This window comes from Aeromonas sp. QDB03 (assembly GCF_027707985.1).
GTDB classification, from domain to species: domain Bacteria; phylum Pseudomonadota; class Gammaproteobacteria; order Enterobacterales; family Aeromonadaceae; genus Aeromonas; species Aeromonas hydrophila.
Map to the genome: position 1 here is coordinate 168,399 of NZ_JAPCJG010000001.1, position 25,660 is coordinate 194,058.

The 25,660-nt window shown below is 63.7% G+C and carries 22 protein-coding genes; 15 read left to right on the forward strand and 7 right to left on the reverse strand.

The features are described 5' to 3' along the window. Window positions 1–273: 273 nt before the first annotated feature. Window positions 274–636 carry a helix-turn-helix domain-containing protein gene (locus PG900_RS00825; RefSeq protein ID WP_270830718.1) on the reverse strand — a complete coding sequence of 121 codons (363 nt, stop codon included), beginning with the start codon at window positions 634–636 and terminating at the stop codon, window positions 274–276. 770 nt (window positions 637–1,406) lie between these two features. On the opposite strand from PG900_RS00825, the gene PG900_RS00830 reads away from it, so the two are divergent. Next, the gene (locus PG900_RS00830; RefSeq protein WP_029302773.1) at window positions 1,407–2,291 is read left to right on the forward strand and encodes a 6-carboxytetrahydropterin synthase; all 885 of its coding nucleotides are present in this window, start codon (window positions 1,407–1,409) and stop codon (window positions 2,289–2,291) included. Between the two features lie 76 nt (window positions 2,292–2,367). Here PG900_RS00830 and PG900_RS00835 read toward each other — a convergent pair whose 3' ends face one another. Then, entirely contained in the window at window positions 2,368–4,368 is a 2,001-nt protein-coding gene (locus tag PG900_RS00835; protein WP_227656830.1) for a methyl-accepting chemotaxis protein, read from the reverse strand. Between the two features lie 262 nt (window positions 4,369–4,630). Here PG900_RS00835 and hinT point away from each other — a divergent pair, with 262 nt between their 5' ends. From hinT to secF, 9 genes are all read left to right on the forward strand, one after another. Further along, window positions 4,631–4,981: a purine nucleoside phosphoramidase gene (hinT, locus tag PG900_RS00840; protein ID WP_010633658.1), complete on the forward strand. Its 351-nt coding sequence runs from the start codon at window positions 4,631–4,633 to the stop codon at window positions 4,979–4,981. Next, window positions 4,981–6,402, forward strand: coding sequence for a COG3014 family protein (locus PG900_RS00845; protein ID WP_270830719.1), 1,422 nt, complete (start codon window positions 4,981–4,983; stop codon window positions 6,400–6,402). The genes hinT and PG900_RS00845 overlap by 1 nt, the downstream gene beginning before the upstream one ends. A 68-nt stretch (window positions 6,403–6,470) precedes the next feature. Next, the gene (locus PG900_RS00850) at window positions 6,471–6,869 is read left to right on the forward strand and encodes a YcfL family protein (protein WP_010633660.1); all 399 of its coding nucleotides are present in this window, start codon (window positions 6,471–6,473) and stop codon (window positions 6,867–6,869) included. Then, entirely contained in the window at window positions 6,869–7,465 is a 597-nt protein-coding gene (gene lpoB, locus PG900_RS00855; RefSeq protein ID WP_005302153.1) for a penicillin-binding protein activator LpoB, read from the forward strand. Before PG900_RS00850 ends, lpoB begins: the two co-directional genes overlap by 1 nt. Beyond that, window positions 7,455–8,309, forward strand: coding sequence for a choline kinase family protein (locus PG900_RS00860; protein ID WP_270830720.1), 855 nt, complete (start codon window positions 7,455–7,457; stop codon window positions 8,307–8,309). Before lpoB ends, PG900_RS00860 begins: the two co-directional genes overlap by 11 nt. Window positions 8,310–8,370: 61 nt before the next feature. Continuing rightward, entirely contained in the window at window positions 8,371–9,228 is an 858-nt protein-coding gene (locus PG900_RS00865; RefSeq protein ID WP_011706414.1) for a DUF6279 family lipoprotein, read from the forward strand. Between the two features lie 66 nt (window positions 9,229–9,294). Beyond that, the gene (locus PG900_RS00870; RefSeq protein ID WP_073350666.1) at window positions 9,295–9,801 is read left to right on the forward strand and encodes a hypothetical protein; all 507 of its coding nucleotides are present in this window, start codon (window positions 9,295–9,297) and stop codon (window positions 9,799–9,801) included. A gap of 147 nt (window positions 9,802–9,948) precedes the next feature. After that, entirely contained in the window at window positions 9,949–11,751 is a 1,803-nt protein-coding gene (secD, locus tag PG900_RS00875) for a protein translocase subunit SecD (RefSeq protein ID WP_270830721.1), read from the forward strand. A 112-nt stretch (window positions 11,752–11,863) separates the two neighbouring features. Continuing rightward, on the forward strand, window positions 11,864–12,778 hold the full coding sequence (gene secF, locus PG900_RS00880) for a protein translocase subunit SecF (RefSeq protein WP_024944906.1): 915 nt from the start codon (window positions 11,864–11,866) through the stop codon (window positions 12,776–12,778). 64 nt (window positions 12,779–12,842) lie between these two features. Here the strand turns inward: secF and PG900_RS00885 are convergent, their stop codons facing one another. Further along, window positions 12,843–13,445 (reverse strand): DUF924 family protein, encoded by a 603-nt coding sequence (locus tag PG900_RS00885; protein WP_270830722.1) that lies wholly within the window; start codon window positions 13,443–13,445, stop codon window positions 12,843–12,845. Window positions 13,446–13,703: 258 nt separating this feature from the next. Between PG900_RS00885 and PG900_RS00890 the strand changes: the two genes are divergently transcribed. From PG900_RS00890 to PG900_RS00900, 3 genes are all read left to right on the forward strand, one after another. Then, a complete protein-coding gene (locus PG900_RS00890) occupies window positions 13,704–14,621 on the forward strand; it encodes a DUF808 domain-containing protein (RefSeq protein WP_016351068.1) in 918 nt (305 codons plus the stop codon). A 179-nt stretch (window positions 14,622–14,800) separates the two neighbouring features. Continuing rightward, window positions 14,801–16,579, forward strand: a complete 1,779-nt coding sequence (locus tag PG900_RS00895) for a M3 family oligoendopeptidase (protein WP_270830723.1) — start codon at window positions 14,801–14,803, stop codon at window positions 16,577–16,579. Window positions 16,580–16,672: 93 nt separating this feature from the next. Then, window positions 16,673–18,481 (forward strand): M3 family oligoendopeptidase, encoded by a 1,809-nt coding sequence (locus PG900_RS00900; RefSeq protein ID WP_270830724.1) that lies wholly within the window; start codon window positions 16,673–16,675, stop codon window positions 18,479–18,481. A 51-nt stretch (window positions 18,482–18,532) separates the two neighbouring features. Here PG900_RS00900 and PG900_RS00905 read toward each other — a convergent pair whose 3' ends face one another. Then, a complete protein-coding gene (locus tag PG900_RS00905; RefSeq protein ID WP_270830725.1) occupies window positions 18,533–19,954 on the reverse strand; it encodes a nucleobase:cation symporter-2 family protein in 1,422 nt (473 codons plus the stop codon). Between the two features lie 469 nt (window positions 19,955–20,423). Between PG900_RS00905 and ycfP the strand changes: the two genes are divergently transcribed. Further along, window positions 20,424–20,963 (forward strand): alpha/beta hydrolase YcfP, encoded by a 540-nt coding sequence (ycfP, locus tag PG900_RS00910; protein ID WP_016351064.1) that lies wholly within the window; start codon window positions 20,424–20,426, stop codon window positions 20,961–20,963. Window positions 20,964–21,041: 78 nt separating this feature from the next. Then, the gene (locus PG900_RS00915) at window positions 21,042–22,334 is read left to right on the forward strand and encodes an NAD(P)/FAD-dependent oxidoreductase (protein ID WP_044800224.1); all 1,293 of its coding nucleotides are present in this window, start codon (window positions 21,042–21,044) and stop codon (window positions 22,332–22,334) included. A 105-nt stretch (window positions 22,335–22,439) separates the two neighbouring features. On the opposite strand, the gene PG900_RS00920 is transcribed toward PG900_RS00915, so the two are convergent. Genes PG900_RS00920 through PG900_RS00930 form a run of 3 tightly spaced genes read right to left on the reverse strand, consistent with a single transcriptional unit; the run spans window position 22,440 to window position 25,508 of the window. After that, window positions 22,440–23,240 (reverse strand): hypothetical protein, encoded by an 801-nt coding sequence (locus PG900_RS00920; RefSeq protein WP_270830726.1) that lies wholly within the window; start codon window positions 23,238–23,240, stop codon window positions 22,440–22,442. A gap of 45 nt (window positions 23,241–23,285) precedes the next feature. Further along, on the reverse strand, window positions 23,286–24,365 hold the full coding sequence (locus PG900_RS00925) for an HBL/NHE enterotoxin family protein (protein WP_270830727.1): 1,080 nt from the start codon (window positions 24,363–24,365) through the stop codon (window positions 23,286–23,288). Between the two features lie 24 nt (window positions 24,366–24,389). After that, window positions 24,390–25,508 carry a hypothetical protein gene (locus PG900_RS00930; RefSeq protein ID WP_270830728.1) on the reverse strand — a complete coding sequence of 373 codons (1,119 nt, stop codon included), beginning with the start codon at window positions 25,506–25,508 and terminating at the stop codon, window positions 24,390–24,392. Window positions 25,509–25,660: the final 152 nt, after the last annotated feature.

The following is a 25,660-nucleotide window of genomic DNA, read 5'->3' on the forward strand; positions in this document are numbered from 1 at the left end:
ACCATAACCTGGAGATTGCCTTTTCTGGTTATGGTAAGCAGTGCCTAATTTACTTAATTTCAGCGCTACTTGTGCGCCAACCGTGAACCATAACCTTTAAACAACTGCCTGCAAGTGGACTATCCACACGCGGCGGTGACTTGTGTTATGGAGCTTTCACGATGACCATTCTTGCCAACATTTCCTCCCTTGAAGATATGCTCATGCATCTCGACCTGTCGCAGGTAGAGCGCCAACGAGCCGACTCTCTGCTTGCAGCAATTCGCAGCGAAGCTATCCAACTCTCACACCAAGAATTTCAGCGTAGCAATTCAGAATCGACGCCAAGTGTGGCTTCGGCAGCCGTGCTGCGCGGTTGATCAGCCCCATGTGCTCATCGTCTGACACACTCCAATCCGGGTCCGCCAGGATTGCCTGGACAGAGATCCCCATCGCCGTCGAGACCATTACGGCCTCGGCCAGCCCCATGAAGTCGTCGTGGTGTGGCGAAAGCCATCTGCTGATGCTGGAGCGGGGGATGGTGGTCAGCTTGCTGATCTTGGTCTGGCTGAGCTTCCGTTCAGCCATCAGCTTGCGAACCTTCTTCTTTGTACGATGGACGTAATCGAGGCTAGCGCGGGTCAGATACCGCTTCATGGATCTTCCTTATCTGTGGTGGCCAACCGTGCTCTAGATCAAGTTTTTATTGTTGTCCCAAATATGGGCCGCCCATAGTGTAACTGCTCAGTATTGGCACATAAGGGTCATGTAAATTGTAGGTTAAAAATAAGAAGTAGAACGCACAGTAGTCACCGCCAAATTACCAGTAACGACGGAGTCTAGTGGTTGTATGGCGAGCAATAGAGCACGGGGTTGTTTTGACACCAGGATGATGGGTAGAAGGAGGGGCAAAGAAAGGACTCCCACGGTCCCGCAAAAAGTGGTAAATTCGTTGGTGTACTGTATGGGTATACAGTGCGCCACAGTCGAGAGACTGAGGGCGGATAAGCGGGGGGCCTGAACGGATGGATTCACTAACTGAGCTTGAGAGTTTTCTTGAGGCATTGGACATGACAAGGGTGGAGGAAGAGAAGATCGCGCGCATTCTTGAAAGACTTCGCGATGAGCTGAGCGCTGCTTCATGAGGTTGCAGCCGGTTCAGATTGGCCCGCCATTGAGCGGGCTTTTCTATGCGCGCTCGGCAGGGAAAAGCCGGGGATTTTTTGGGGCAATTTTGGGGCAAAGTGATAGGTAAAATGCGGTGGAATGCGGTGTTCTTATGGGTGGGAAGATCGTTGAAAATCAAGCTGAAAGCCTTTTGCCAAGCGGCTTTAGCGAGGATCCAGGTAGCAATCAATCATTCCTTTGCCGATAATCGCGGGTCATAATAGCGCAAACCGCCCTTTCTCTGTAGCAAGGCCTGACTGATGAAGTTATTTGTAAAAGATTTGACCGTGATCGACTCCAGCTACCTGTGCGAACGCCGCGGTATGGTGGGGGAGAGCTGGCTGGTGGACATCGAAATGAGCGGCGAGCTCAACGAGATGAGCATGTTGCTGGACTTCGGCCGGGTCAAGAAACTGATCAAGTCGATCATCGACGATGAGGTGGATCACAAGCTGCTGGTGCCGACCGAATGCCCCCTGGTGCAGGTGGCCCAGCTGGATGGTGACGAGAGCACCGTCGATCTGCTGCGGCCGGGTCGCTCCATTCACCTGCGCTGCCCGAGCCAGGGCTTTGCCTTCATTCCGGCCCCCCAGGTGGACAAGGAGTCCGTCACCCGTTATCTGCTGGCGGTGCTGGCCAAACGGCTGCCGGGCAACATCAAGGACTTGTCGCTGACCCTGCGCCAGGAGGCCATCGACGGCGCCTTCTACCACTACAGCCACGGCCTCAAGAAGCACGACGGCAACTGCCAGCGCATCGCCCACGGCCACCGCTCTCCCATCGAGATCCACGTGGATGGCGAGCGCGACCAGGAGCTTGAGCTCAACTGGGCCGAGCGCTGGGCCGACATCTACCTGGGGACTGACGAGGATCGGGTGGCCCTCGGCGATCTCGCGTTGAGCGAGCAGGCCAAGGCCATCCTGCAAGAGGCCGGTGAGCACTACGTCGGCTTCAAGTATGTGGCGCCGCAAGGGCTGTTCCAGCTGGCCATGCCGGCGGCGGAGGTGGAGATGATCGACACCGACACCACCATCGAGCTGCTGGCCCACTACATCGCCCGCGAGGTGAAGAAGAGCGTGGGCGACAAGTTCATCAAGATTGTCGCCTATGAAGGGGTGGGCAAGGGCGCCATCGCCTACGCCTGATCCCGCGCTGCTTGCCAGTAAAAAAACAAGGCCCCGCATCTGCGGGGCCTTGTCGTTGCCGGGGCTGGTGTGGACGTCAGGCGCTGAGCCGGAAGCGCTTGACCAGACTCTCCTGCTGCTCGGCCAGCGAGTCGAGCTGTTGGCTGGTCTCGGCCACCCGCTCTATGCCCTGATAGTTGAGATCCGAGATGTCGGAGATGCGGTTGAGGTTGGTGGCGATGTCGGCGCTGGTGGCCTGCTGCTGCTCGGCGGCGGAGGCGATCTGGCTCGACATGTCGCTGATGAGCACCACTATGCCCTGCACCTCCTCCATGGCGTTGTTGGCGTGGGAGCTCTGATCCATGCAGCTGTCCATCTCGCGCGAGCACTCCTGCATCACGGTCACCGCCTTGGCGACCCCCTGCTGCAGGTTCTCGATCATGGTCTGGATTTCGCTGGTGGACTGGGCGGTGCGCCCGGCCAGGCTGCGCACCTCGTCGGCCACCACCGCAAAGCCGCGTCCCTGCTCGCCGGCCCGGGCCGCTTCGATGGCGGCATTGAGGGCCAGCAGGTTGGTCTGCTCGGCGATGCCGCGAATGACGTCGAGGATGTTGCCGATCTGGCCGCTCATGGCACTCACGTCGCCGATCACCTTGCCGGTCTGCTGCAGCTTGCCCGCCAGCTGGTGGGTGGTGGTGATGTTGCCGGCCATCACCTTGCGACCGGTCTCGGAGGCTTTCTCCACGTCCATCACCCGCTCCAGGGTCTGGTTGGCGGCCTGGGCCACCTCGCGCACCGAGGCCTCCATCTGGGTCATGGCGGCGGCGACCGAGGCGGTCTCCTGGCGCTGTTTCTCCAGATCCGCCCGCACCGATTCGGTGGTGTGGCGGTTGTCGTGGGCGGCGTTGTTGAGCTGGGCTGACGCCTGGGAGAGCTGGCTCAGCACTTCGCCCATCTGCTCGATCAGCAGGTTGACCTGGCTGCCGAGCCGGCCGAACTCATTGTTGCTGCGAAAACCGATGCGCTGGGTCATGTCGCCCTGGGTCACCTCGGTCAGCACCCGCAGCAGCTCCTTGAGCGGACGGCGAATGGCCTTGCCGAGGGTGTAGGCCACCAGGATGGCGATGGTGATGGCGATGACCAGTGCTACCCCCTGGGTGAGGGTGCTCTGGGTCTGCACCTTGCCGGAGGCGCGGATGCTGTTGTTCATCAGCTGCTGGCTCTGGGCGGTGATCTGCTCGAGCTTGCTCTGGATGTTGACGATGAGCTTGCTGGCCTGCTTGCTCTGCTCGCGCATCCGCTCCTGCTGCTGCATCAGCGCCAGGTACTGGGCCAGCACGCCGTCGCTGGCAGTGGTGTCGCGTACGAAGCCGTGCACGTAGTGGCCCATGTTGTTGTCAAAATCCTTGAGCTCCCCCTGCAGATCCTTGATGGTGCTGTTGAAACCCTCGATCTGCATCTTGTTGCGCTTGAGCGCCGCCTCGATGGGTGCGGGGATGCTCTGGTTGAGGGCATCCATGGTGGAGAGTTCAATGGCGGAGAGCTTGGTGGTCAGGGTCTCGGAGAGCATCTTGATGAAGCTGTCGTCGATGGTGATCATCATGTCGCCGAGGTTCTTCTTGAACTGGGGCAGGCTGACCTGGAACTGGCCCTTGGCCTGGTTCACCTTGTAGAGCCGGGTGAGCAGGGCCTGGTGTTCGGTGGGCAGGGTGTCGGTCAGCTGCAGGTAGTCCTTGACCAGCTGGTTGAGCGCGCCGAGCTCTCCCTGCAGCTCCGGGTGTTCCGCCGCCTGCCGGGCGAGGGTGGCGAGGGTCTGGTCGACCAGCGCCTTGGCCTGCTGCAGCTCGGCCACTTCGGCCGGGATCTGCTTGAGATCCTGCTCGGTCAGCACGTCGGTGAGCCACTTGTTGGCGCTGAGCAGGCTGATCTGGGTCTGGCTGCTGGCGATCACCAGCGGCATGGTCTGCCGGGTGACCTGATCCAGCGCCTGATTGAGCTCGCTCTGGCTGCGGAAGGTGAGTACCGAGGTGGCCGCCATCACGGCCACCAGGATGGCAAAGCCAAGATAGACCCTCTGCAAGATGGAGAGGTCTGACATTGTTTGTTTCATTATTGTCCCGCTGTATATGCAAAAGTCCCTTGCCTGAATACCCCGTCCATTTGATACCCTGCTACCACTGTGGGCGAGCAACGTCGGCAGACGTCTTCCGGCTATCGGTATTTTTAACAATAACTGAAGAGAATGGGACAACGGCTGTGTCAAATGTCGGCTTGTGTCACACTTGCCGGGCCTTGATGACGGGCGTTGGAACCGCTTGAGACAGGCATTGAATTTTCTTTTTCATATAAAGGAGTTATCCATGGCGCAAGAAACCATTTTCAGCAAAATCATCCGCAAAGAGATCCCCGCCGACATCCTTTATCAAGACGACCTGGTGACCGCCTTTCGCGACATCCAGCCCAAGGCCAAGACCCATATCCTGATCATCCCCAACGTGCTGATCCCCACCGTCAACGACGTGGAGCCGGATCACGAACTGGCGCTGGGCCGGATGTTCACCGTCGCCCGCAAGCTGGCCAGCGAGGCAGGCATTGCCGAGGATGGCTACCGCCTCATCATGAACTGCAACCGCCACGGCGGGCAGGAGGTCTACCACATCCACCTGCATCTGGTCGGCGGCCAGCCGCTGGGACCCCTGCTCAGCCTGTGATGCCGCGCCTTCCTCTGGCCGGTCTGCTGCTGGCCGGTTCCCTTCTGGGGGGCTGTGCCTCCCACTGGCAAGACATGTTCGTCTCCTATTCCGATCAGATGGTGCCGCTGCGCAACCAGCTGTTGCTGGGTCATGCCGCCGAGGCGCTGCCCGAGGTGCGCGACTCCACGCCGGGGGACGATACCTATGTGCTGGACCGGCTGGAGCAGGGGCGTATCGCCTGGCTGGCGAGTCAGGATGCCGCCAGCAAGCAGGCCTTTGTGGCCGCCGACAGCCGGCTGGCGTGGGAAGACAATCAGGCCGAGTACCGGGTCAGCCAGGGGCTGGCCCAGGCGGGCAGCCTGCTCACCAATGACCAGACCATGGTTTACCGTGCGCCCGATTACGAGCGCACCATGCTGCACCACTATCTGGCTCTCAACTACCTGCAGCGCGGGGATGCCGAGGGGGCCCTGGTGGAGGTGCGCCGCGCCAACCAGGTGCAGGAGCAGGCCCTCAAACGGCGGGCCGACGAGGTGCGCAAGGCAAAGCAAAAGAGCGAAGAAGTCGAGGCCGAAGGGGAGATGCGCCAGCTGATGTCGCGCGGCGCTCCCGAGCTCGACCGGCTGATCGGACGGGTCAAGAACGGTTTTCAAAACGCCTACACCTTCTATTTCTCCGGCGTGCTCTATGAGGCGGCCGGCGATCTCAACGATGCTTGGGTCGACTATCAGCGCGGCTACCAGATAGCGCCGGACAACCGCAGCCTGCAGGATGCCTTGCTGCGCCTGGCTGTGCTGCGCGGCGCCGCAGACGAGATCCGCGAGACCGAGAAAAAAGTGGGTCGCAAGGCGCCGCCCCTAGCCAAGAGTCAGGGCCAGCTGGTGGTGTTGTTTGAAGATGGGCTGATCCCGGCACGGCGCGAGCTGTTCCTGCCGCTGCCCATCGCCACCTCAGGCGGTGATTTTCGCACCTTTACCGTCGCCATCCCCTATTACGATAATCGGGCCAGCGACACCGGGCCGCTCACGGTATCGGTGGGCAAGCGGGTCGAGCAGACCAGCGAGCTGGTCAGGCTGGAGGCGCTGGCGGCCAAAGATCTGCAGGAGCGGCTGCCCGGCATGCTGACTCGCCAGGCGCTGCGGCTGGTGGCCAAGGAGCAGGTGCGGCGCACCGCGGCCAAGGAGGGGGGCGATGTGGGCAACATTCTGGTCGGCATCTTCAACACCCTCTCGGAGCGGGCTGACACCCGCAGCTGGCTGACGTTGCCGGCGCAGGCTGCGAGCTGGCAGGGGATGCTGCCTGCGGGCGACGTGAACCTCACCCTGGGAGCCGGTGCTGCGCAGCGGCAATTGCCGCTCACCATCCACCAGGGACGCACCACCCTGGTGTGGGTGCAGCGGCTCGGCGCCGGGTTGACGACCCGGGTGATGCCGCTGTGACGGCGAACGATGGCAATACACATGAGTGACCGGTCGGGCCCCTCGGGGTCGCCGGCAAGGAGAGCAAGATGAAAGCACACGGGTTGGCCCTGGGCCTGGTTCTGCTGCTGGCAGGCTGCGCCACCAATACCTCCGGCGTGGCGCTGTATGGGGCGGCGGGAGCCGCACCAGTGGCGGAGCAGCATCAAAACGTCAATGTCACCCTGACCGAGCTCAGCCGGCGCGAACAGAACGGCCTGCTGCAGGTCAATGTGGCGGCGGCCAGCACCCAGCGCGGCGACAACAAGCTGCAATACCTGTTCTATTGGTATGATGAGGCGGGGCAGGAGGTGGCCAGCGATGGCCGCGGCTGGACGCCGCTCAAGCTGCACGGCTATCAGACCCGCACCCTGTCTGCCCTGGCGCCGAGCCCGGCCGCCCGGGGCTACCGGATTTACGTACGCGAAGTGATTGAGGAATCCTACTGATGAAAATGAATCATGCCCTGCTGATCCTGACCGGCGCCCTGCTGCTGGGCGGCTGCTCCAGCACCACCGTCAGCTATGGCGATCCGACCGAAACCGAGACGGTGACCGTCGATTACGGTTCCAGCGATCTGCAGGCCATCGCCGACAAGATGGCGGATTCCATGCTGGCGTCGCCGGCCACCAGCGAGATCACCGCCGGCGGCCGTCCGGTGATGTTCATGGACTCCATCCGCAACAAGACCTCCGAGCACATCGACACCGAGGCCATCACCGACACCATCCGCACCAAGCTGCTGCGCGCCGGCAAGTTCCGCTTTGTCGACATGAGCAAGGTGGCGGCGGTCAAGCAGCAGCTCGAATACCAGCAGAGCAGCGGCATGGTGGATCCTGCCTCCATGGTGCGCCTGGGCAAGCAGACCGGCGCCCGCTACATGGTCTATGGCAACCTCGCCAGCATCGTCAAGGACAACGGCAAGGTGAAGGATGTCTACTACCAGATGACCATGAACCTGATGGATCTGCAAAACGGCGAGCTGCTGTGGGCCGATCAGAAGGAGATCCGCAAGCAGGCCAAGAAGTCCACCTTTGGCTGGTAAGTCGAGCGAGGTCTCTCTGGAGGCCGCCGAGCGCGCCCTGTTGGCCCGTCTGCCGCCGCCCTGGCGTTCGGGCCGGCTGGCGCCATTGGCCAGCGGCCTGACCAACTGCAACTATCGACTGCGCCTCCCCTCGGGGCGCAGTCACTTTTTGCGCCAGGGCCACCCCGATCCGGTGCGCCTTGGCATCGATCGGGCCACCGAATGGCAGCTCTATCAGGGGGCCGTGGGGCAGGGGCTGGCCTTGCCCTGCCATCACAGCGATCCTGCCAGTGGCCTGATGCTGCTGGACTGGTGCGACGAGCCGAACTGGCTGGCGGCGCCGCCCCCGGCTGCGTTGCAGCCAGGGCTGCTGGCCGGGGTGCTGACGCGGCTGCACCGGCTGCCGGTGCCGAGCGTGGTGATGGCGGTGCGGGCCCACAGTGCCGGCTATCGTGCCCGGCTGGCCCGGGTGCCTGCCTGGCTGCCGGCGCTGGAGCGGGGGCTGCTGGCCAGCCGCGAGCCCGCCGATTGCTGGCTCCCTTGCCATCATGATCTCAATCCGGCTAATTTGTTGGGGAGCCGGCCCTGGGTCATCGACTGGGAGTATGGCGCCGCCGGGCATCCCGGTTTCGAGGTGGCCAGCATCCAGCGCACCCACAATTGGCAGGATGCCCAGCGCGAGGCACTGGAGCAAAGCTATTGCGAGCGGGCAGGGGGGCCGGTCGGCCCGCGCGGTTTTCAGAGCCGGGCATTTTTGCCCTGGGTCGACTACATAGGGCTGTTGTGGGCGCTGCTGATGGCCGAGCAGCAGCCGGGGCCCGATTACCAGGCGCTGATCGATCTCAACCGGCAGCGGCTGGAGTAGGCATCAGGCATTATGAATCATCCGTTGCGTCAACCCTGTTTCATCAACATTGGAGCCTTGCATGGTGACCACCTTTTCCTGGCGCAAGCCCAGTAGCTGGAGTCTGCTGCTGCTCTGTCTGCTGCTGGCCGGCTGCTCCACCCGGGTCGTCTATTACTGGCTCGACGTGGCCATCGTCTGGCAGTTGGACGACTACTTCTCGCTGGATCGCGGCCAGAAGCGCTTGCTGGACAACGAAGTGAAGGGGCTGATGGCCTGGCACCGCCAGCGCGAGGTGCCCCGTTATGCCGACGATCTGGATGCGCTGGCCAAGGCGGTGGCGAGCCCCATGACCCCGGCCCAGGTCTCCCGCCATCTGGATGCGGCCCAGCAGAGCCTGACCCGTACCCTGGAGAACACGGTGCCGCGGGCGGTGCGGCTGGCGCGCACTCTGACCGAGGCGCAGGTGGCCATGTTCATGAAGGACCGGCTCACCCGTCAGGCGGAACGGGAAAAGGAGTTTGCCGACAAGCCGAGGGAGGAGATGCTCAAGGAGTTTCGCGACAAGATGAACGAGCGGCTGGTGTTCTGGATTGGCGAGGTGAAACCGGCCCAGGCGCCGCTGGTGGCCCAGTGGGCCCAGTGGCAGTACGAGCTGCAGGCCCCCTGGCTTGAGTTTCAGACCGCCTGGACCAAGGAGCTGGACCGGCTGATGAAGCAGCGCCAGAGCCAGGACTTCGGCGCCCAGCTCACCGCCCTGCTGCAACAGGGGGACGGCCTGATGGATGGCCGCTTCACCGGCTACACCGATCAGTCGCGCCAGCGCACCGTCAACTGGCTGAGCGATCTCAGCCAGTCGCTGGACATCTCCCAGCGGGCCCACCTCTACAGCCTGCTCAAGGGCTATGCCCGCGATTTCAGGCAGATGTCGGAGGGATAATTGCGCCAAGGGGGCCGCAGGGCAGGGGCCGGCCGGCCCCCATGCCCTTGTTCTGGCGGGGCCCCTGTGGTAGTTTGCCCTTTCTATTATGCGGGAATTAACTTTTTGAGCCTGACCGACAAAGTGAAACTGGCGCTGATGACCCTGCTCATCACCCTCGCTCTGTTGTTCTCTACCCTCTCGGTGGAGGGGTTCAAGCTGCCCGCAGCCCAGCAGTCGAGCCAGCAGGTACAACTGATGGGGGATACTGTGGCGCCGACCGATGGCGCTCCGGTGATCCACAGTGCCAGCGACAGCGACGACGGGGTCGTCAAGTTCGTCAGCTCCCACCAGAATCACCTGCTGCGGCTCGAACACTCCCTGCGCAGCGATCATCAGCCCGGCAACGTGGTATACCAGCTGATCATGAGCTGGTCCCAGCAGGCGATCCTGCTGCTGCTGTGCGGCCTGCTGTTCTATGCCGCCCTCTTCTATCGCAAACACAGTTTCCGCGATCGGTTTGCCACCATCCATCGGCACCGGTTGCAACGCCAGCACCTGCAATACCGTTTCTGTCAGAGTTACCTCGCCTGATCCCGATGGGGTCCGGTCCTTTCGCACCACCTCATCGCCTCCTGCTGCCTGCTCACCGCGCGTGAACGGGCCACTGTCTCATTCGTATTTTCTTGCGTGCCGCCTGCGTGGCGAGTGCGCAGCCTTCTCCTGACAGAGGCTGATTTCATGAGAAAAAAGAGTCGTATCACCTTGAACCGCATGAACATGTGGCAGTACGCCCTGCTGCTGCTCATGCTGTTCACCTTTGCGTTTTACTCCCTGCCCACCTTCTTCGGTGAGCAGCCTTCCCTTGGTCTGCACGGCCAGACCAGCCTGACCGAGGCGCAGCGTACCCTGCTGGCCGACAACCGCATCGAGCCACTCAAACAGGTGCAACAGGGCGAGCGGGTCGAGCTGGTGTTTGCCAGCCAGGCCGAACAGCAGCGCGCCAAGCAGCTGCTGGAGCAGCAGGGCTATGACAGCTCGGCGCTGACCCTGGAGTTCTACTCCAACGCCCCGGGCTGGATCAGCCAGCTTGGCGCCGCCCCCATCAAGCTCGGGCTGGATCTGCGCGGCGGCTCCCAGCTGCTGATCGGGGTCGATCTGAGCTTCGTGGTCGACAACCAGACCAAGAACCTGGTGGACATGCTGCGCACCCAGTTTCGCGAGGCGCGCCTGCGCGGCGCCAACGTGGCCCGGGTGAGCGAAGGGGAGGTGAGGGTGATTTTGCCTGAGGTGGCCGATCAGGCGCCCTGGCTCACCATCATCAAGGATTCCGCCGGCACCCGGCAGGATCAGTGGACCCTCAAGCGCAGCGGCAACGAGCTGCGGCTGGTGATGAGCGAGGCCGAGCGCACCCTGCTGGCCAACAACGCGGTGACCCAGAACCTGTCGATCCTGAAAAAGCGGATCAACGAGCTCGGCATTGTCGAGGCCTCGGTCCAGCGTCAGGGTCAGAACGGCATCCGCATCGAGCTGCCCGGGGTGCACAATCCCAAGCAGGCGAAAGAGGTGATCGGGGCCACCGCCTCGCTGGCCTTCTACGAGGCCCAGGCCGACAGCCGCTTCTTCATGGCGGATCGCAACGGTCAGGCGGTGGGGCTGGCCCGCAAGCCGGTGCTGACCGGTGAGCACATCGTCGATGCCCGCGCCAACATGGGCGAGATGGGGCAACCCCAGGTCAACATCGTGCTCGACAGCCTGGGCGGCAGCAAGATGAACCAGTTCAGCCGCCAGAACGTGGGCAAGCCGATGGCTACCGTCTTTACCGAGTACAAGACCAATGCCGAAGGCAAGCTGCGGGCCAGGAGCGAGGTGATCAACGTCGCCACCATCCAGACCGCTCTTGGCAACCAGTTCCGCATCACCGGGATCGGTAGCCTGCCGGAAGCCCAGGAGCTGGCCATGCTGCTGCGGGCCGGCGCCCTCACCGCGCCCCTCAAGATCCTGGAAGAGCGCAGCATAGGCCCGACCCTGGGTCTGCAGAACATCGAAGCGGGTTTCACCGCATTGGCGTTCGGTATGGCCGGCATGATGCTGTTCATGATGGCTTGGTATCGCAAGTTCGGCTGGGTCGCCATCACCGCGCTCATCGCCAACCTGCTGATGCAGGTGGGCATGCTGGCAGTGCTGCCGGGCGCCGTGCTGACCCTGCCGGGGATCGCCGGTCTGGTGCTCACCGTCGGCATGGCGGTGGATACCCACGTGCTGATTTTTGAGCGGATCAAGGACCGGTTGCGGGAAGGGGGCTCGTTGGCCAACGCCATCGACTTTGGTTACCGCTCGGCGTTTCGCACCATCTTCGATGCCAACATCACCACGCTCATCTGCGCCGTGGTGCTCTATGCCATTGGTTCCGGGCCGCTGCAGGGCTTCTCCATCACCCTGATCCTGGGCCTCATCTCCAGCATGGTGACCGGCATCTGGGGCACGCGCGCCATCATCAACCCCCTGTGGGGCAAGAGCAGCGCCAAGCTGCTGAGGGTGTGACCATGACTGACCACCACCTGTGTCATCGCGCCGCGCGTTCGAGCCTGCTCCGCGCCCGCGTCACGCGCTTCCCTGCGGGAAGCCAGAGCCATCTGCTGTCGAGGGAACAACAATGCTGAGAATGATCATTGCCATGGGGCTGACCCGCTGGCGTTACATCGGCCTGTGGGCCTCCGTGCTGCTGACCGTGGCGAGCATCGCGGTGCTCGCCATCAACGGCCTCTCCCTCGGTCTCGACTTCACCGGCGGCATCCTGCTGGAGTTTCGCATCCAGACCCTGAAGGAGGCCCATGAGCTCAACGCCCTGTTGACGGCCCCCCTGGCGGGCGTGGTCGAGCTGCACGGTGCCGGTGTGCCCGGCGAGTGGCTGATCAAGCTGCCGCCCCACGAGCTGCCCTGGGCGGCCGAGGAGCTGGCGGTGATGCTGGGTCAGCAGCTCAACCTGCCGGTGGAGCTGCTGCGCACCACCATCGTCGGCCCCCAGGTGGGCGCCGAGCTGTTCCAGCAGGGGATGCTGGCGGTATTGGTAGCCTCGCTCGCCATCTCCGCCTACCTGGCGGTGCGCTTCGAGTGGCGCCAAGCCATCGGCATCCTGGTGTCGGTGCTGCACGACGGTCTGGTGGCGCTGGGGCTGCTGGCGCTGTTCAACATCGAGTTCGATCTCAACGTCATCGCCGGTTTGATGGCGGTGATCGGCTACTCGCTCAACGACAGCATCGTCATCTCCGACCGCTTGCGGGACTTGCTCAGCTCGCGCACCCAGATGGGGATCCACGACTGCTCCGATGTGGCCATCAAGGCCACCTTCAGCCGCACCATGATCACCTCGGGCACCACCTTGTTCACGGTGGGAGCCCTGCTGCTGTTCGGTGGCGACGCCCTCTACGGTTTCTCCTTCACCCTGTTCGCCGGCATCCTGGTGGGCACCATCTCCTCCATCACGGTGGCCTCCACCGTGCAGGAGCTGCTGGGCCTCTCGCCGCAGGCTTACCAGAAAAAAGAAGAGGAGCTGGCGGAGGCGGCGTGACCCCGCCATTCCCATGTAAAACGGGCCCTCGGGCCCGTTTTTTTATGCGCAGCTGAAATGAGGCTCAAAAGCCCGAGCCAGGTTGCAGCAAGAAGGCGGCCTCCTCGGCCGTGTCCTGGCGGCCCAGGATGGCGTTGCGGTGGGGGAAGCGGCCAAAACGCTCGACGATCACCTGATGGCGGCGGGCAAAGTCGGCAAAGCCAGCGAAGGTCTCCCGCGCCGGGCCGTCTGCCTGCTCGGCCGCCAGCCCCTCGAACAGGGTCACGCTTCTGGCCTGTTGCTCGCGGGATTCGGTGTGCTCCAGCGGCAGGTAGAAAAAGACCCGCCCCAGCGGGGGCAGTGCCAGATCCGCCCCCAGAGAGAGCCCCTTGAGGCAGAGATCCCGCGCCTTGGCATCCTGGGCAAAGGCGGCGGGGGTGCCGCGGTGGATGTTGCGAGGCAGCTGGTCCAGCAGCAGGATAAGGGCCAGCCGGCCCTCGGCCGAATCGGCCCAGTGGGCGAGCTCGCCGGCGGCGGCTGCGGCGGCCAGTTCACCGAAGTGGCTGGCGAGCAGGGCGTCGGTGTCGCTGTTTTTGCCCCACCAGAGGGGCGCTTGGCGTTTGGCGCGGGTGACGTCGTCGGTCTGTTCGCCAAACCAGAATGTGATCAGCGGTTGCCAGGGTTGCATGGAATACTCCTTGGGCCTGCGGGCACCGGATGAATCAAGGCCAAATGACCCTGATGTGGTTGCTGCCGAACGGGCGGCTTCTCGTTACACTGTGCCATCTTTTCCCGCAATAGGGATCCCCCTTCGGCCGGAACCGGTTGGCCGGTCCTGTCGGATTACATTGCCAATGTACTCGATGGTCTGGCGCTGATGACGTGGCCAACAGGGGGGCGGTGTGCTGCAGGAAGCCCTCTTCTACTGACATAAGGATTCTCTGATATGGCCGGAACCAGTTTGTTGGCCCTGCTCGACGATATTGCCAGCGTGCTCGACGACGTGGCGCTGATGACCAAGATGGCGGCGAAGAAGACCGCCGGGGTACTGGGGGACGATCTGGCCCTCAATGCCGAGCAGGTCTCCGGGGTGCGCGCCGAGCGGGAGCTGCCGGTGGTGTGGGCGGTGGCCAAGGGGTCGTTTCGCAACAAGCTTATTCTGGTACCGGCCGCCATCGCCATCAGTGCCCTGGTACCCTGGCTCATCACTCCGCTCCTGATGCTGGGGGGGGCCTACCTCTGCTTCGAGGGGGCCGAGAAGCTGGCCCACAAGTTTCTGCCCCATGAGGCGAGCGAGGGGGAGGCGCACACCGCACCCATTCCCGATGATCTGGTGGCGTTTGAACAGCAGAAGATAAAGGGGGCCATTCGCACCGACTTTATTCTGTCGGCCGAGATCATCGTCATCGCCCTTGGCACCGTTCAGGGGGCGAGCCTGGCGCTGCAGCTGTCGGTGGTGGCGGGCATCGCCCTGCTGATGACGGTGGGGGTCTACGGCCTGGTGGGGCTCATCGTCAAGCTCGACGACATCGGCCTGCACCTGCTGCAAAAGCCCGATGGCAGTGCCTTGCGCCGGGCGGTGGGGCAGGGGCTGTTGGTGACGGCGCCACGGCTGATGCACCTGCTGGCCCTGGTCGGCACCATCGCCATGTTCATGGTGGGGGGCGGCATCCTGGTGCACGGCTGGCCTTTTGTGCATCACCTGATTGAAGGGGCCGCCACCGCCGTGGCTACTCTGCCTGCGGTCGGCGCCGCCCTCGCGCTGGTGACGCCGACCCTGCTCAACGCCGTGGCCGGCGTGGTGGCCGGGCTGGTGCTGGTGCTGGCCATGACCCTGGTGAGCAAGCTCAAGCCCGCCAAATAACGGCGGTCTGTCCACTGTTTGTGCTCGGCCGACAGAGGCCGTCGCAGATGTGATTGCTCGTCTCGTCTGTTGCCTCGGATGGGGGCTAGGCAAGGGCCTGCCCCCTTCGTACTATCCGGCTGACACCCGCTCACAGAGGCGGGGTCAGCCAACATGGACGCAAACAGACAAGGAAGGTCATGAAACCACCCGTTTGGCTGGATGATCACATCTATGCCGCCCCCGACAGCCCGGCGATCGACGCCGATTTCCAGCGTGCCCGCGAGGCCCTTAACCGCCTGCCACCCCTGCTGGATGAACTCACCAAAACCAACGACATCAATGCCTTGCGCCATCTGCTTCGGGCCATCCGGGCCTGCTGGCGCGAGGTTCGCCTGCTGGAGTGGAACTGCCAGACCTACGGTTACAACCGGCTCAGCCGGGATGGGCGCGACGAGGCGGCCCGGGTGCTGCTCTCCCGTGGCCAGCAGTTGCAGGCAAGCCTGGCCCAGCTTTGCAAGCCGGTGACCCTGTTCTGGGTGCGCGCTTCCGAGGAGCAGGTGCGTGCCCTGCTGCAGGATCCCGAGCTGTTCGAGCTCGCCTACGCCATTCGCCACGACCGGCGCCAGCGGGATCAGTGGTTGTCGCTCGAGAGCGAGCAGCTGATCGCGGGGCTGAGCGTGGATGGCCTGCAGGGGTGGGGGGATCTCTACGGCAACCTGGTCGGAAGGCTCAGGCCGGTGGTGGAGGGGCAGCCCATGGGGCTGGCTCAGGCGGACAACCTGCTGGCCCACCCGCAGCGGGCGCGGCGCGCCGCCGCCTGGCACGCCATCCAGGCTGCCTGGGGGGCGGAGCAGGAGACGGTGGCCGCCATCCTCAATGCCATCAACGGCTGGCGCAACGAGCTGACCCGCCAGCGTGGCAGGGAACGCAGGTGGGATGCGCTCGACGTTTCCTGCCATCAGGGGCACCTGGAGCGGGTCACCCTGGAGACCCTGATGACGGCGGCCGGCGAGCACAAGGAGCTGGGGCGGCGGGCCCTGCGCGCCATGGCCTGCGCCCAGCAGATCAACGACTTCGCCCCCTGGGATCTCTATGCCCCGGCGCCGGCTGCGGCGAGCGGCCTGATCAGTTTCGAGCAGGCGCTGACGCTGGTGGCCGATGCCTTCGCCGGCTTTGACCCCGAGATGGGGGCCTTTGCCCGCATGATGGCGGCCGATGGCTGGATCGACGCCGCCCCGAGCGAGCACAGGCGCAGCGGCGCCTACAGCACCGAGTATGCCGATCCGCCCGAGCCGCGGGTGTTTCTCACCTTCGAGGGGACCCTGGACAACGTCATCACGCTCGCTCATGAGTTGGGGCACGCCTGGCACAGCTGGCTGCTGCGGGAGTTGCCGCTGGAGCAGCGTGACTACCCCAAGACGCTGGCGGAGACCGCCTCCCTGTTTGCCGAGGCGCTGGTGCGCGATGCCCTGCTGGCGGCCACCGACAACATGGAGCAGCGCCGGGCCATCGCCTGGCTGGACGGGGAGCGCGCCGCCAGCCTGCTGCTCGACGTGCCGGCCCGCTTTACCTTCGAGCGGGCCCTGGTGGCGGCGCGGGAGGAGGGCTACGTGGGGGCCGGCCAGCTGCGGCAGATGATGAAATCGGCGCAGCAGCAGTGGTATGGTGACACCCTGAGTCAATATGACGAGCTGTTCTGGGCCAGCAAGGGCCACTTCTCCATCGCCGAGCTCGGGTTCTACAACTACCCCTATCTGTTTGGCTACCTGTTCAGCCTGGGACTCTATGCCCAGCAGGCGCGGGCGGGGCGCGAGTTCGTCCACGCCTATCGGGAGCTGCTGCGCGACACCGGCCGCATGAGCGCAGAAGAGCTGGTGGAGAAGCACCTGGGGGTCGACATCCGTGAGCCCGCCTTCTGGCAGGAGAGCCTCGATTATGTGGAAGAGGCGGTCGCCCGCCTCGAGCGGCTGGTGTAGGCAGCGCGGCGGTTTTTATCCTGGTGGCGGGCCCTGTGGCTCGCCACGCGCATTCAAAGGGGCTCGGCCCCGCAACCTGATGACGAGCATTTGATGCAGCAACGAATCTACCCACAACAGTGGCAAAACCAGCATATCTATCCCGCCCTCGACTGCCCGCAGGTGGCAGCCGATCTCGCCCTGGCGCGCGCCAGTGTGGACGAGCTCGGCCTGTTCATCGAGGGGCTTGGCGCCGTGCGGGCCAATGCGCAGGCGCTGCAGGATTTTCTGCGCGAGGTGCGGCTGCGGGCCCAGCGCATTCGCAACATCGGCTGGAACCTGGCCGTGCTGGCGGCCTGTCAGGGCAGTCAGGATGCCCGCGACGAGCTGGCCAAGCAGCTGGCCTCCCGCGCCCGCGCCCTCAATGCCGATCTGTTCAAGACGCTGGCGCCGGTGGAAGACCTGATGCTGGCGCTGCCGGAGGCTGAATTTGAGCAGCTGATGGCCGACTCCCTGCTGGGGGAGGAGGCGTACCGGCTGCGTCACGAGCGCCGCTTGCAGGATCAGCGCCTGCCGGTGGAGGCGGAGCAGTTGGTGATCGGTCTTGGCACCGACGGCCTGCACGCCTGGGGCAACCTCTACAACGATCTGGTGGGCAAGATCCGGCTGGTGATCGATGGCCGCGAGATGGGGCTGGCCGAGGCGAGCAACCTGCTCTCCAGCCCACTGCGTGCCCTGCGCCGGGAAGCGTTCGATGCCATCAGCGCCGGCTGGGAGGGGGAGCAGGAGACGGTGGCCGCCATTCTCAACGCCATCAATGGCTGGCGGCTTGAGCTTTCGCGCCAGCGCGGCCGCAGCCGCCAGCTCGATGCGCTCGACCTCTCCTGCCATCAGAGCCACATCGAGCGGGCGACCCTGGATACCCTGATGCAGGAGACCTGGCGCGCACGCGGGCTCGGTCAGCGGGCGCTGGGGCTGATGGCCGAGCGCCTCGGCATCGAAGAGCTGGGGCCGGAGGATTTGTTTGCCCCGCCGCCGGCCGCGGTGAGCCGCGAGATCCCGTTCGAGGAGGCCATCGAGATCATCGCCGAGGCGTTCTCTCGTTTTGATCCCGAGATGGGGGAATTTGCCCGCATGATGGCCGAAAAGGGGTGGATCGATGCCGCGCCCACCCCCAACCGGCGCACCGGGGCCTACTGCACCAAGTTTGCCGAGCCGGTGGAGCCGCGGGTGTTCATCACCTATGCCGGCACCATGGACAACGTCATCACCCTGGCCCACGAGCTCGGCCACGCCTGGCACAACTGGCTCATTCGCGATCTGCTTATGAGCCAGCGCAGCTACCCCATGACGCTGGCCGAAACGGCCTCCATCTTCGCCGAGACCCTGGTGCGCAGCGCCCTGTTCGAGCAGGCGCAGACCCCCGAAGAGCAGCAGGCCATCGCCTGGGCGGAAGCCGACGGCGCCGCCACCTTCCTGGTCAACATCCCGGCCCGCTTCGATTTCGAGCGCGCCCTGGTGGCGGAGCGGGCGGCGGGCTATGTCTCGCCGGCCCGGCTCAAGGTGCTGACCGACGAGGCCTGGGGCCGCTGGTATGAGCAGAGCCTGTGCCGCTATCACCCCCTGTTCTGGGCGGCCAAGGCGCACTTCTCCATCGCGGGCTTGGGTTTTTACAACTATCCCTACCTGTTCGGCTATCTGTTCAGCCTCGGCGTCTATCAGCAACTGATGCATCGCCAGAAGGCGGGAGAACAGAATGTGGCCCAGGCCTATCGCGACCTGCTGCGCGATACTGGCCGCATGAGCGCCGAAGATCTGGTGGCCAAGCACCTGGGCCAGGACATCCGCCAGCCCGTCTTCTGGCAGGGCAGCCTGGCGCTGGTGGCAGCGGCGGTGGAGCGTTTTGCCCAGACCCGCAGCTAACACAGGCTTGCTGAATGAAACCGCCGGGCAGCCATGCTGCCCGGCGGTTTTTTATGGGGCGGGTTTGCCTGGTTGCGGCTGAGCGGGCGGGCGCACCGGCCCCACCAGCAGGGGCCTGGGCTGGTGGCGCAGGTCCGGCTGGTAGCCGTTGAAAAAGAGGTTGAGCAGCACCGAGCTGAGGGTGGCCAGCAGGATGCCGCTGTGAAACAGCGGTTGCAGGGCGGCGGGGAAGTGCTGGAAGAAGTGGCCGGAGACGGTGGGGATCATGCCGATGCCTAGGCTGATGGCGACGATGTAGAGGTTGTGGCGATTGCTGTTGTAGTCGGCCCTGGCCAGGATGCGGATGCCGGTGGCCAGCACCATGCCGAACATCACGATGCCGGCGCCCCCCAGCACGAAGGGGGGAATGGAGGCGACCAGCACCGACATCTTGGGCACCAGGCCGAAGGCGAGCAGGATCCCCCCCGACATGACGCAGACCCAGCGGCTCGATACCCCGGTCACGCTCACCAGCCCGATGTTCTGGGAGAAGGAGGTGTGGGGGAAGCTGTTGAAGATGCCGCCGATGATGGTGCCGATGCCATCCACCCGCAGGCCGCGCACTATGTCGCCCCGGCTGGCCGGGTGGCCGACGATGTCGCCGAGCGCCAGAAACATCCCCATCGACTCGATGAAGGTGATCAGCATGATGACGGTGAGGGTGGCGATGGAGATGGGATCGAAGGTGGGCCAGCCGAAGGCGAACGGCACTATGGGAGCGAACCAGGCCGCTTCACTCAGGCCGTCCAGGCTCACTTCCCCCATGGCGATGGCCACCCCGAAGCCGAACAGGATGCCGAGCAGCACCGAGATGTTGCTGAAAAAGCCTTTGGTGAAGCGGGTCACCAGCAGGATGAAGGCCAGCACCAGAAAGCTGGTGCCGATGTAGCGAAGGCTGCCGTACTCGGGGTTGCCCTTGCCCCCCGCCATCCAGTCGATGCCCACCTGCATGATGCTGATGCCGATGGAGGTGATGACCACCCCGGTCACCACGGTGGGAAAGAGCGGCATCAGCCGACCGATGAGCGGCACCAGCAGGGTGGAGAGGATGCCGGCGGCGATGGTGGCGCCGAAGATGCCGGTCAGCCCCAGCGCCGGGTTGGCGCCGATGGCCAGCATGGGCATGACGGCGGCGAAGGTGACCGACATGATGACCGGCAGGCGGATCCCGGCGAAGCGGCCGATGCCAAGGCACTGCAGCAGGGTGACGATGCCGCAGCAGAAGAGATCCGAACTGATGAGATAGGAGATTTGATCCTTGGGCAGCCCCAGGCTGCCGCCGATGACCAGCGGCACCGCCACGGCGCCGGCATACATTACCAGCACATGCTGCAGGCCGAGGGTAAAGAGCTGGCCGGGGGGGAGCAGGCGCTCCACTTCGTCGATGGCGCGGCCCTTGGCCGCCCCGGGGGGCTGGGTCTGGTTCTGGTTCATGAACAGATCACTCCTTGCGACCCGGCGGCGAGAGCCGGGCAAGATGGGGCAGGCTGGCTGTCCCGTTCATGGATGGGGTCCGGGTCGCCCTGGATCCGGCCGCGCAGGCGAAGGTTGCCTTCGCGCGGTATCGCAGGGGGAGTGCAGGAACCGTGCTCAGCCGGCAGGTATGGGTGTCTGTTGGCCCTGTTCATGCGTATTTTTGCAGGCGGGATCACGCTTGCTCGCGCCGACGACTGACGATCGTTTGCCAGTCGATGGGGCCGGACTTTCAGATTGGTAGCCCGGTTATCATTTCGGTCGGCCGGGCTCTCAGATTGATAGCCGGTAGTGGATGGCGGTACGCCGTCTGGTTTCATCCGTAACCGAGGGCGTGATCCAAAGCAAGAAAGTAGGATGTTTTGGTGGCGCAGGGCCATGCCGCTGGGGTAGTTTCGATAAAACCGACACAGATCCTGAGGTCTTATCCATGATCATCTATCTGCATGGCTTCGATGCCACCAGCCCGGGCAATCACGAGAAAGTGCTGCAGTTGCAGTTTATTGATGATGATGTGCGTTTCGTGCACTACAGCACGGTTCACCCCCGTCATGACATGAGCCACCTGCTCAAGGAAGTGAAGAAGCAGCTCGACATGAGCACCGATCCCAAACCCCTCATCTGCGGGGTGGGGCTGGGTGGGTACTGGAGCGAGCGCATCGGCTTCCTGTGCGGCATCAAACAGGTGATCTTCAACCCCAACCTGCACCCCGAAATCACCATGCAGGGCAAGATCGACCGACCGGAAGAGTACGAGGATATCGGCACCAAATGTGTGTCTGAATTTCGTAGTAAAAATTCAGGAAATTGCCTCTGCATCCTTTCCGTTCAGGATGAAGTGCGCGATAATGGCGAAACTGAGCGTGAATTGAAGAATTATTACAACATCGTGTGGGATGAGCGAGAGACGCACAAGTTCAAGAACATCTCTCATCACCTGCAACAGATGAAGGCTTTCAAAGAAGCCTGATTGATCGTCACGTCATGGATTCAACTATCAAGGGAGCCGATGGCTCCCTTCGCTTTAATGGAACCGAGGTAATTAACCATGACCAATATTGTTGTCGTCGGCGGCGGTGCCGGCGGTCTGGAGCTGGCCACCAGCCTGGGCCGCAAGCTGGGCAAGAAGAACAAGGCCAAGATCACCCTGGTTGATCGCAACCGTACCCACCTGTGGAAACCCCTGCTGCACGAAGTGGCCACTGGCTCCATGGACGCGGGCATCGACGCCCTGAGCTACCAGTCCCACGCCAAGAATCACGGCTTCGACTTCCAGCTGGGAACCCTGACCGACATCAAGCGCGACGAGAAACGCATCGTGCTGGGGAAGATCGTCGACGATAACGGCGACATCGTGGTCAACGAGCGCGAGCTGCCCTACGACTACCTGGTGATGGCCATCGGTTCCGTCTCCAACGACTTCAACACCAAGGGCATCAAGGATCACTGCATCTTCCTGGACAGCCCCACCCAGGCGCACCGTTTCCACAACAGCATGATGAACCGCTTCCTGCAGTTCGCCACCGAATACCAGCCGGGCGACAAGGTGAAGATTGCCATCGTCGGCGGCGGCGCCACCGGGGTGGAGCTCTCCGCCGAGCTCTACAACGCGGTCGAGCAGCTCTATGCCTACGGCTTCAAGAACCTGACCACCGACAGCCTGAAGGTGACCCTGGTGGAAGCGGGCCCCCGCATCCTGCCGGCCCTGCCGGAGCGCATCAGCGGCGCTGCCCATCAGGAGCTGGTCAAGCTCGGCGTGGACGTGCGTACCGCCACCATGATCACCGAAGCGACAGCCGAAGGTCTGCACACCAAGGATGGCGAGCTGATTGAAGCGGACCTGATGGTGTGGGCGGCCGGTATCAAGGCGCCGGACTTCATGAAGGATATCGCCGGCCTTGAGACCAACCGCATCAACCAGCTGGTGGTGAAAGAGACCCTGCAGACCACCCGCGACGAGAACATCTTCGTCATCGGTGACTGTGCCGCCTGCCCGCAGCCGGACGGCAAGTTCGTGCCGCCGCGCGCCCAGTCCGCCCACCAGATGGCGACCCAGGCGTTCAAGAACATCCTGGCCAAGATGAACGGTGGCGAGCTCAAGCCCTACCTCTACCACGACCACGGTTCGCTGGTATCCTTGAGCCGCTTCTCCACCGTGGGCAGCCTGATGGGCAACCTGATGCGCGGCTCCATGATGGTGGAGGGCTACATCGCCCGTCTGGTCTACATCTCGCTCTACCGGATGCACCAGATTGCCCTGCACGGCTACGTCAAGACCGGCCTCATCATGCTGGTGGGCCGCATCAACCGGGTGCTGCGCCCGACCCTGAAGCTGCACTAAGCCGCCTGGGGCAAACGTGGCGGGGCGGCAACGGTCCCGCGCACCATGAAACGCGTACCATGAAAAAGGAGAGGCCCTGGCCTCTCCTTTTTTGTTGCAGGCGTATCAGGAGGCGTCCACCTGCAGGGTGCGCACCTCGGTGAGGGCGGCGGTGAAGAACAGCCGCGCCAGTTCCGGGTCTCCTTGCCCGGCATCGCGGGCGACGTTGGCAATGTCGCCGCCGAGCAGGGTGATGGTGTTGCCGACCTTGCTGACTCGATCGATGAGGGAGCCGAACTGCTGGGAGAAGACCGTCGTCTGGCCGAGGAAGCCTTGCTGACGCTGGATCTGCCCCTCAATCTGGTTCACCTGTTCCTCCAGGCTGCTCACCTTGTTCTGGGTCTGCGTCAGGGTGACGGCCAGGGCGATGAGACCCGGCAGCCCCAGCAATCCCAGCCCCAGCAGGTAGAGTTTTTTCTTGTTGAGGGAGTCCAGCTCCTGCCGGGCGCCATCCAGGTTGGATTGCAGCCCGGCGATGGTGGCTTGCAACTCCACGCCGATCCGTTGCAACGCGATGTTGTCTTGCGTGATGCGATCGTTGGCGCTCTGGCTGGCGGTCAGGGTCTGGGCGGTCAGGGTCTGGATGGGGGCGATCTCCTGCTCGACCAGATCGACGAACGCCTTGAGCGCCTCGGGGTTGAAGGGGCCGGTATTGGCCAGCTGCTGGGTCAGTTGCAGCTCCAGGCGGGCAGCAAATGCCAGGACCTGCTGCTGCATGGTTTGCACCTGGGGCAGCAGGGCCGCAACCACCTCACCGACGTTCTGCTGGATGTTGACGGCGTTTTGCGGCAGACCGCTGAAGGACTGAATGGTCGCTTCGGCCTGCTGCATGTTGGCAATGGATTGGGAAAGAATGCCGTTGCTCATGGGGTCTCCTTATGAAAGAGGGCGGCCAGGCCGCCCTCCCGTGGTTTAGGCGGCCAGGCGCGCCACGAAGTTGGCGATGGTGTCGGTCTGCGGCACTTGCAGCGGGCTCACCCCGGCCATCTGGGCCTTGATGGTGGTCACGTCGGTGAGCACCGTCTTGACCGTGGTGTCGGCGGCGGTCAGCCAGAGCTGACGGATGTCGTCGCCGCTGGTGATCCCCTTGTCCAGGTCGGTGATCAGGCTGCCCAGATCGGAGGTGAGGGAGTCCCAGGCGTTGCTCATCTGGGTGGCGGCGGTGACGGCGTTTTGCGCCTGCACCTGCAGCCCCTTGTAGCCGTTGCCGATCTGGGTGGCGATGAGCACCTCGCTGTTGAGGCTGCTGCGTTTCTGGTACAGATCCTGGCGGGCGCCCAGCGAGTTGTGCAGCACAATGGCGCCAGCCGTGATGCCGCCGGCACCGGCCACCATCATGGCGACCCCGCCGATGACCACCGGGGTCGAGGTGCCGGCGGTGACGAAGTCGGCCACGGCACCGATGGCGGTGACGAAGGCGCCGCCAATCACCAGCAGCCCCCCGGCGACGATGCCGGCGATGGCGCCGTCGATGGCCGCATTCACCTTGTCGATGTCGCCGTTGAGCTGGGCGAGCACCCCGTTATCCCCCTGCACCTTGCTGTTGAGGTTCACCACGATTCCCTGGAAGTTGCTGGAGTCGGTGATGAGGTTGTTGTTGAGATTGACGATCACCAGTCGGGTGTCGGCGGAGAGCCGCTGATATTCGGTGGCCTGCTCCTTGATGACGCTCAGCTGTCTGAGCCACTGCGCCTTGGTGGAGCCGGGCGGCAGCACGGCCGGAATGGCGTTTTGCAGGGCAAAGTAGTTGGAGATGTTGCTGATGTTGGTGATGATCTGCGGCTGGATGGTATTGAGATAGAGGTCGGCGTGCCCCTTCGCCAGATCGAGCCCCTGGTTGATCTGGATCTGGTTGTCCTTGAGGTTCGGGAACTGGCTGAAGTCCACCGGCACCTGCTGCTTGACGCTGTTGCAGTAGGTCTGGATCTGCATGGCTTGAGAAGCCTGGTTGGCCATACCCTGGTCCATGGTGATGGTTGTTGCGTTGGTCATTTGGCGTGTCCTTGCGTGGTGGGATTAAGCGTCGGGCAGGATGCCGTTGCCGGCGTAGGCTGCCTTGATGTCGTCAACCTGGCTCGAGAGCAGCTGCCAGGACTGGGTGTTGAGCGCCACGGTGCGCCGCAGCTGGCGTACGTCGTCGGGGCTGTTGAGGTCAGTGACCACGGGCACGGCCCCTTGATAGGCGTCGGCCACCTTCTGCCAGCCTGCGGGCAACTGGGTGACGGTGTCGGCAACCCGGCTGTAGGTGTCGACAAACAGCTGGTTTTGCGCCTGCACCGACTTGGCCACGCTCAGCAGGGTGTTGGTGGCGGCCAGTGCCTGGTAGGCCTGGGCCAGCTTGTCGGTGTTGGTCTTGAGCTCGCGGGCCGCCTGGCTGGAGCCAGCGATGCCTGAGGAGAGCGCCTCGAGGCCGGAGATCATGTACTGGGTCTGCTGATCGGTCTCTTTGGCTATCTCCTGCGAGGTGGCGGGTTTGGCTCCCTTGTCGGCCGGTTTCTGCTCCAGCGTCAGCGAGGTGACGATGGCCCGTCCCAGCTGGTTGACCCCTTCACCGGCCTTGCCGCCCTCATCGACGATCGCCTGAATATTGGCGGCGATAGCCTGGTTGAGGGCGTCAATGATCTCGGTCTGACGCTTGGCGTCGGCCATCAGATCCTGCTCGAGCTGGGTGATGACGCCGTTGAACTGCGTCATCAGGGGGCGCAGGGAGCCCCAGGCCACCTGCACGCGGGTATTGAGCGCCTGGGCATTGAGCCGGTAGCTCTGGGCCTGATCGACGAGGGACGTCAGTTGCTGTCCCAGCCGGGCCCCGCCCGCGAGAACGGCGGCGTCGTCTTCCTGACTCAGCAGGCGGTTGAACGCGGCGACCAGGGCGTAGAAGTTGGAGCCGTTGCTCAGCAGATGGATAAGACCGGACAGGTTGGTCTGCTGGTAATAGCGTGCCTGATTCATCATCTGGGCCTGGTAGGCCTCGATTTTTACCGCGAGGGTGGAGTCGATCTCGCTGTTGGCCAAGGACTGCTGCATCAACAGCAAGTTCGCATAGGTCTGGTTGAGCAGGGCGGGTGAGGTCGCCGACAGGTAGGCGGCCAGCAGACCTTGATCCCCCAGATCCAGGGTGGCGATCGTGGTCATGACATGGTCTCCATAGCGGTGTCTGCGAGCGGGCTGGCGGGGGAACATGCCCCCAGTGCGAGGGTGGGGTGAGGTAGTCGGGTATCCTGCTGCATCATGCTGCTCTCCTCGTGACGAAGTGGGTCTGTCCCCGCGCTGGTGCCGGGACAGAC

Coding starts and splice junctions, on each gene's coding strand:
- PG900_RS00825 (WP_270830718.1), bottom strand. CDS start 636: ATGAAGCGGTATCTGACCCGCGCTAGCCTCGATTACGTCCATCGTACA.
- PG900_RS00830 (WP_029302773.1), top strand. CDS start 1,407: ATGAAGTTATTTGTAAAAGATTTGACCGTGATCGACTCCAGCTACCTG.
- PG900_RS00835 (WP_227656830.1), bottom strand. CDS start 4,368: ATGTCAGACCTCTCCATCTTGCAGAGGGTCTATCTTGGCTTTGCCATC.
- hinT (WP_010633658.1), top strand. CDS start 4,631: ATGGCGCAAGAAACCATTTTCAGCAAAATCATCCGCAAAGAGATCCCC.
- PG900_RS00845 (WP_270830719.1), top strand. CDS start 4,981: ATGCCGCGCCTTCCTCTGGCCGGTCTGCTGCTGGCCGGTTCCCTTCTG.
- PG900_RS00850 (WP_010633660.1), top strand. CDS start 6,471: ATGAAAGCACACGGGTTGGCCCTGGGCCTGGTTCTGCTGCTGGCAGGC.
- lpoB (WP_005302153.1), top strand. CDS start 6,869: ATGAAAATGAATCATGCCCTGCTGATCCTGACCGGCGCCCTGCTGCTG.
- PG900_RS00865 (WP_011706414.1), top strand. CDS start 8,371: ATGGTGACCACCTTTTCCTGGCGCAAGCCCAGTAGCTGGAGTCTGCTG.
- secD (WP_270830721.1), top strand. CDS start 9,949: ATGAGAAAAAAGAGTCGTATCACCTTGAACCGCATGAACATGTGGCAG.
- secF (WP_024944906.1), top strand. CDS start 11,864: ATGCTGAGAATGATCATTGCCATGGGGCTGACCCGCTGGCGTTACATC.
- PG900_RS00885 (WP_270830722.1), bottom strand. CDS start 13,445: ATGCAACCCTGGCAACCGCTGATCACATTCTGGTTTGGCGAACAGACC.
- PG900_RS00890 (WP_016351068.1), top strand. CDS start 13,704: ATGGCCGGAACCAGTTTGTTGGCCCTGCTCGACGATATTGCCAGCGTG.
- PG900_RS00895 (WP_270830723.1), top strand. CDS start 14,801: ATGAAACCACCCGTTTGGCTGGATGATCACATCTATGCCGCCCCCGAC.
- PG900_RS00900 (WP_270830724.1), top strand. CDS start 16,673: ATGCAGCAACGAATCTACCCACAACAGTGGCAAAACCAGCATATCTAT.
- PG900_RS00905 (WP_270830725.1), bottom strand. CDS start 19,954: ATGAACCAGAACCAGACCCAGCCCCCCGGGGCGGCCAAGGGCCGCGCC.
- ycfP (WP_016351064.1), top strand. CDS start 20,424: ATGATCATCTATCTGCATGGCTTCGATGCCACCAGCCCGGGCAATCAC.
- PG900_RS00915 (WP_044800224.1), top strand. CDS start 21,042: ATGACCAATATTGTTGTCGTCGGCGGCGGTGCCGGCGGTCTGGAGCTG.
- PG900_RS00920 (WP_270830726.1), bottom strand. CDS start 23,240: ATGAGCAACGGCATTCTTTCCCAATCCATTGCCAACATGCAGCAGGCC.
- PG900_RS00925 (WP_270830727.1), bottom strand. CDS start 24,365: ATGACCAACGCAACAACCATCACCATGGACCAGGGTATGGCCAACCAG.
- PG900_RS00930 (WP_270830728.1), bottom strand. CDS start 25,508: ATGACCACGATCGCCACCCTGGATCTGGGGGATCAAGGTCTGCTGGCC.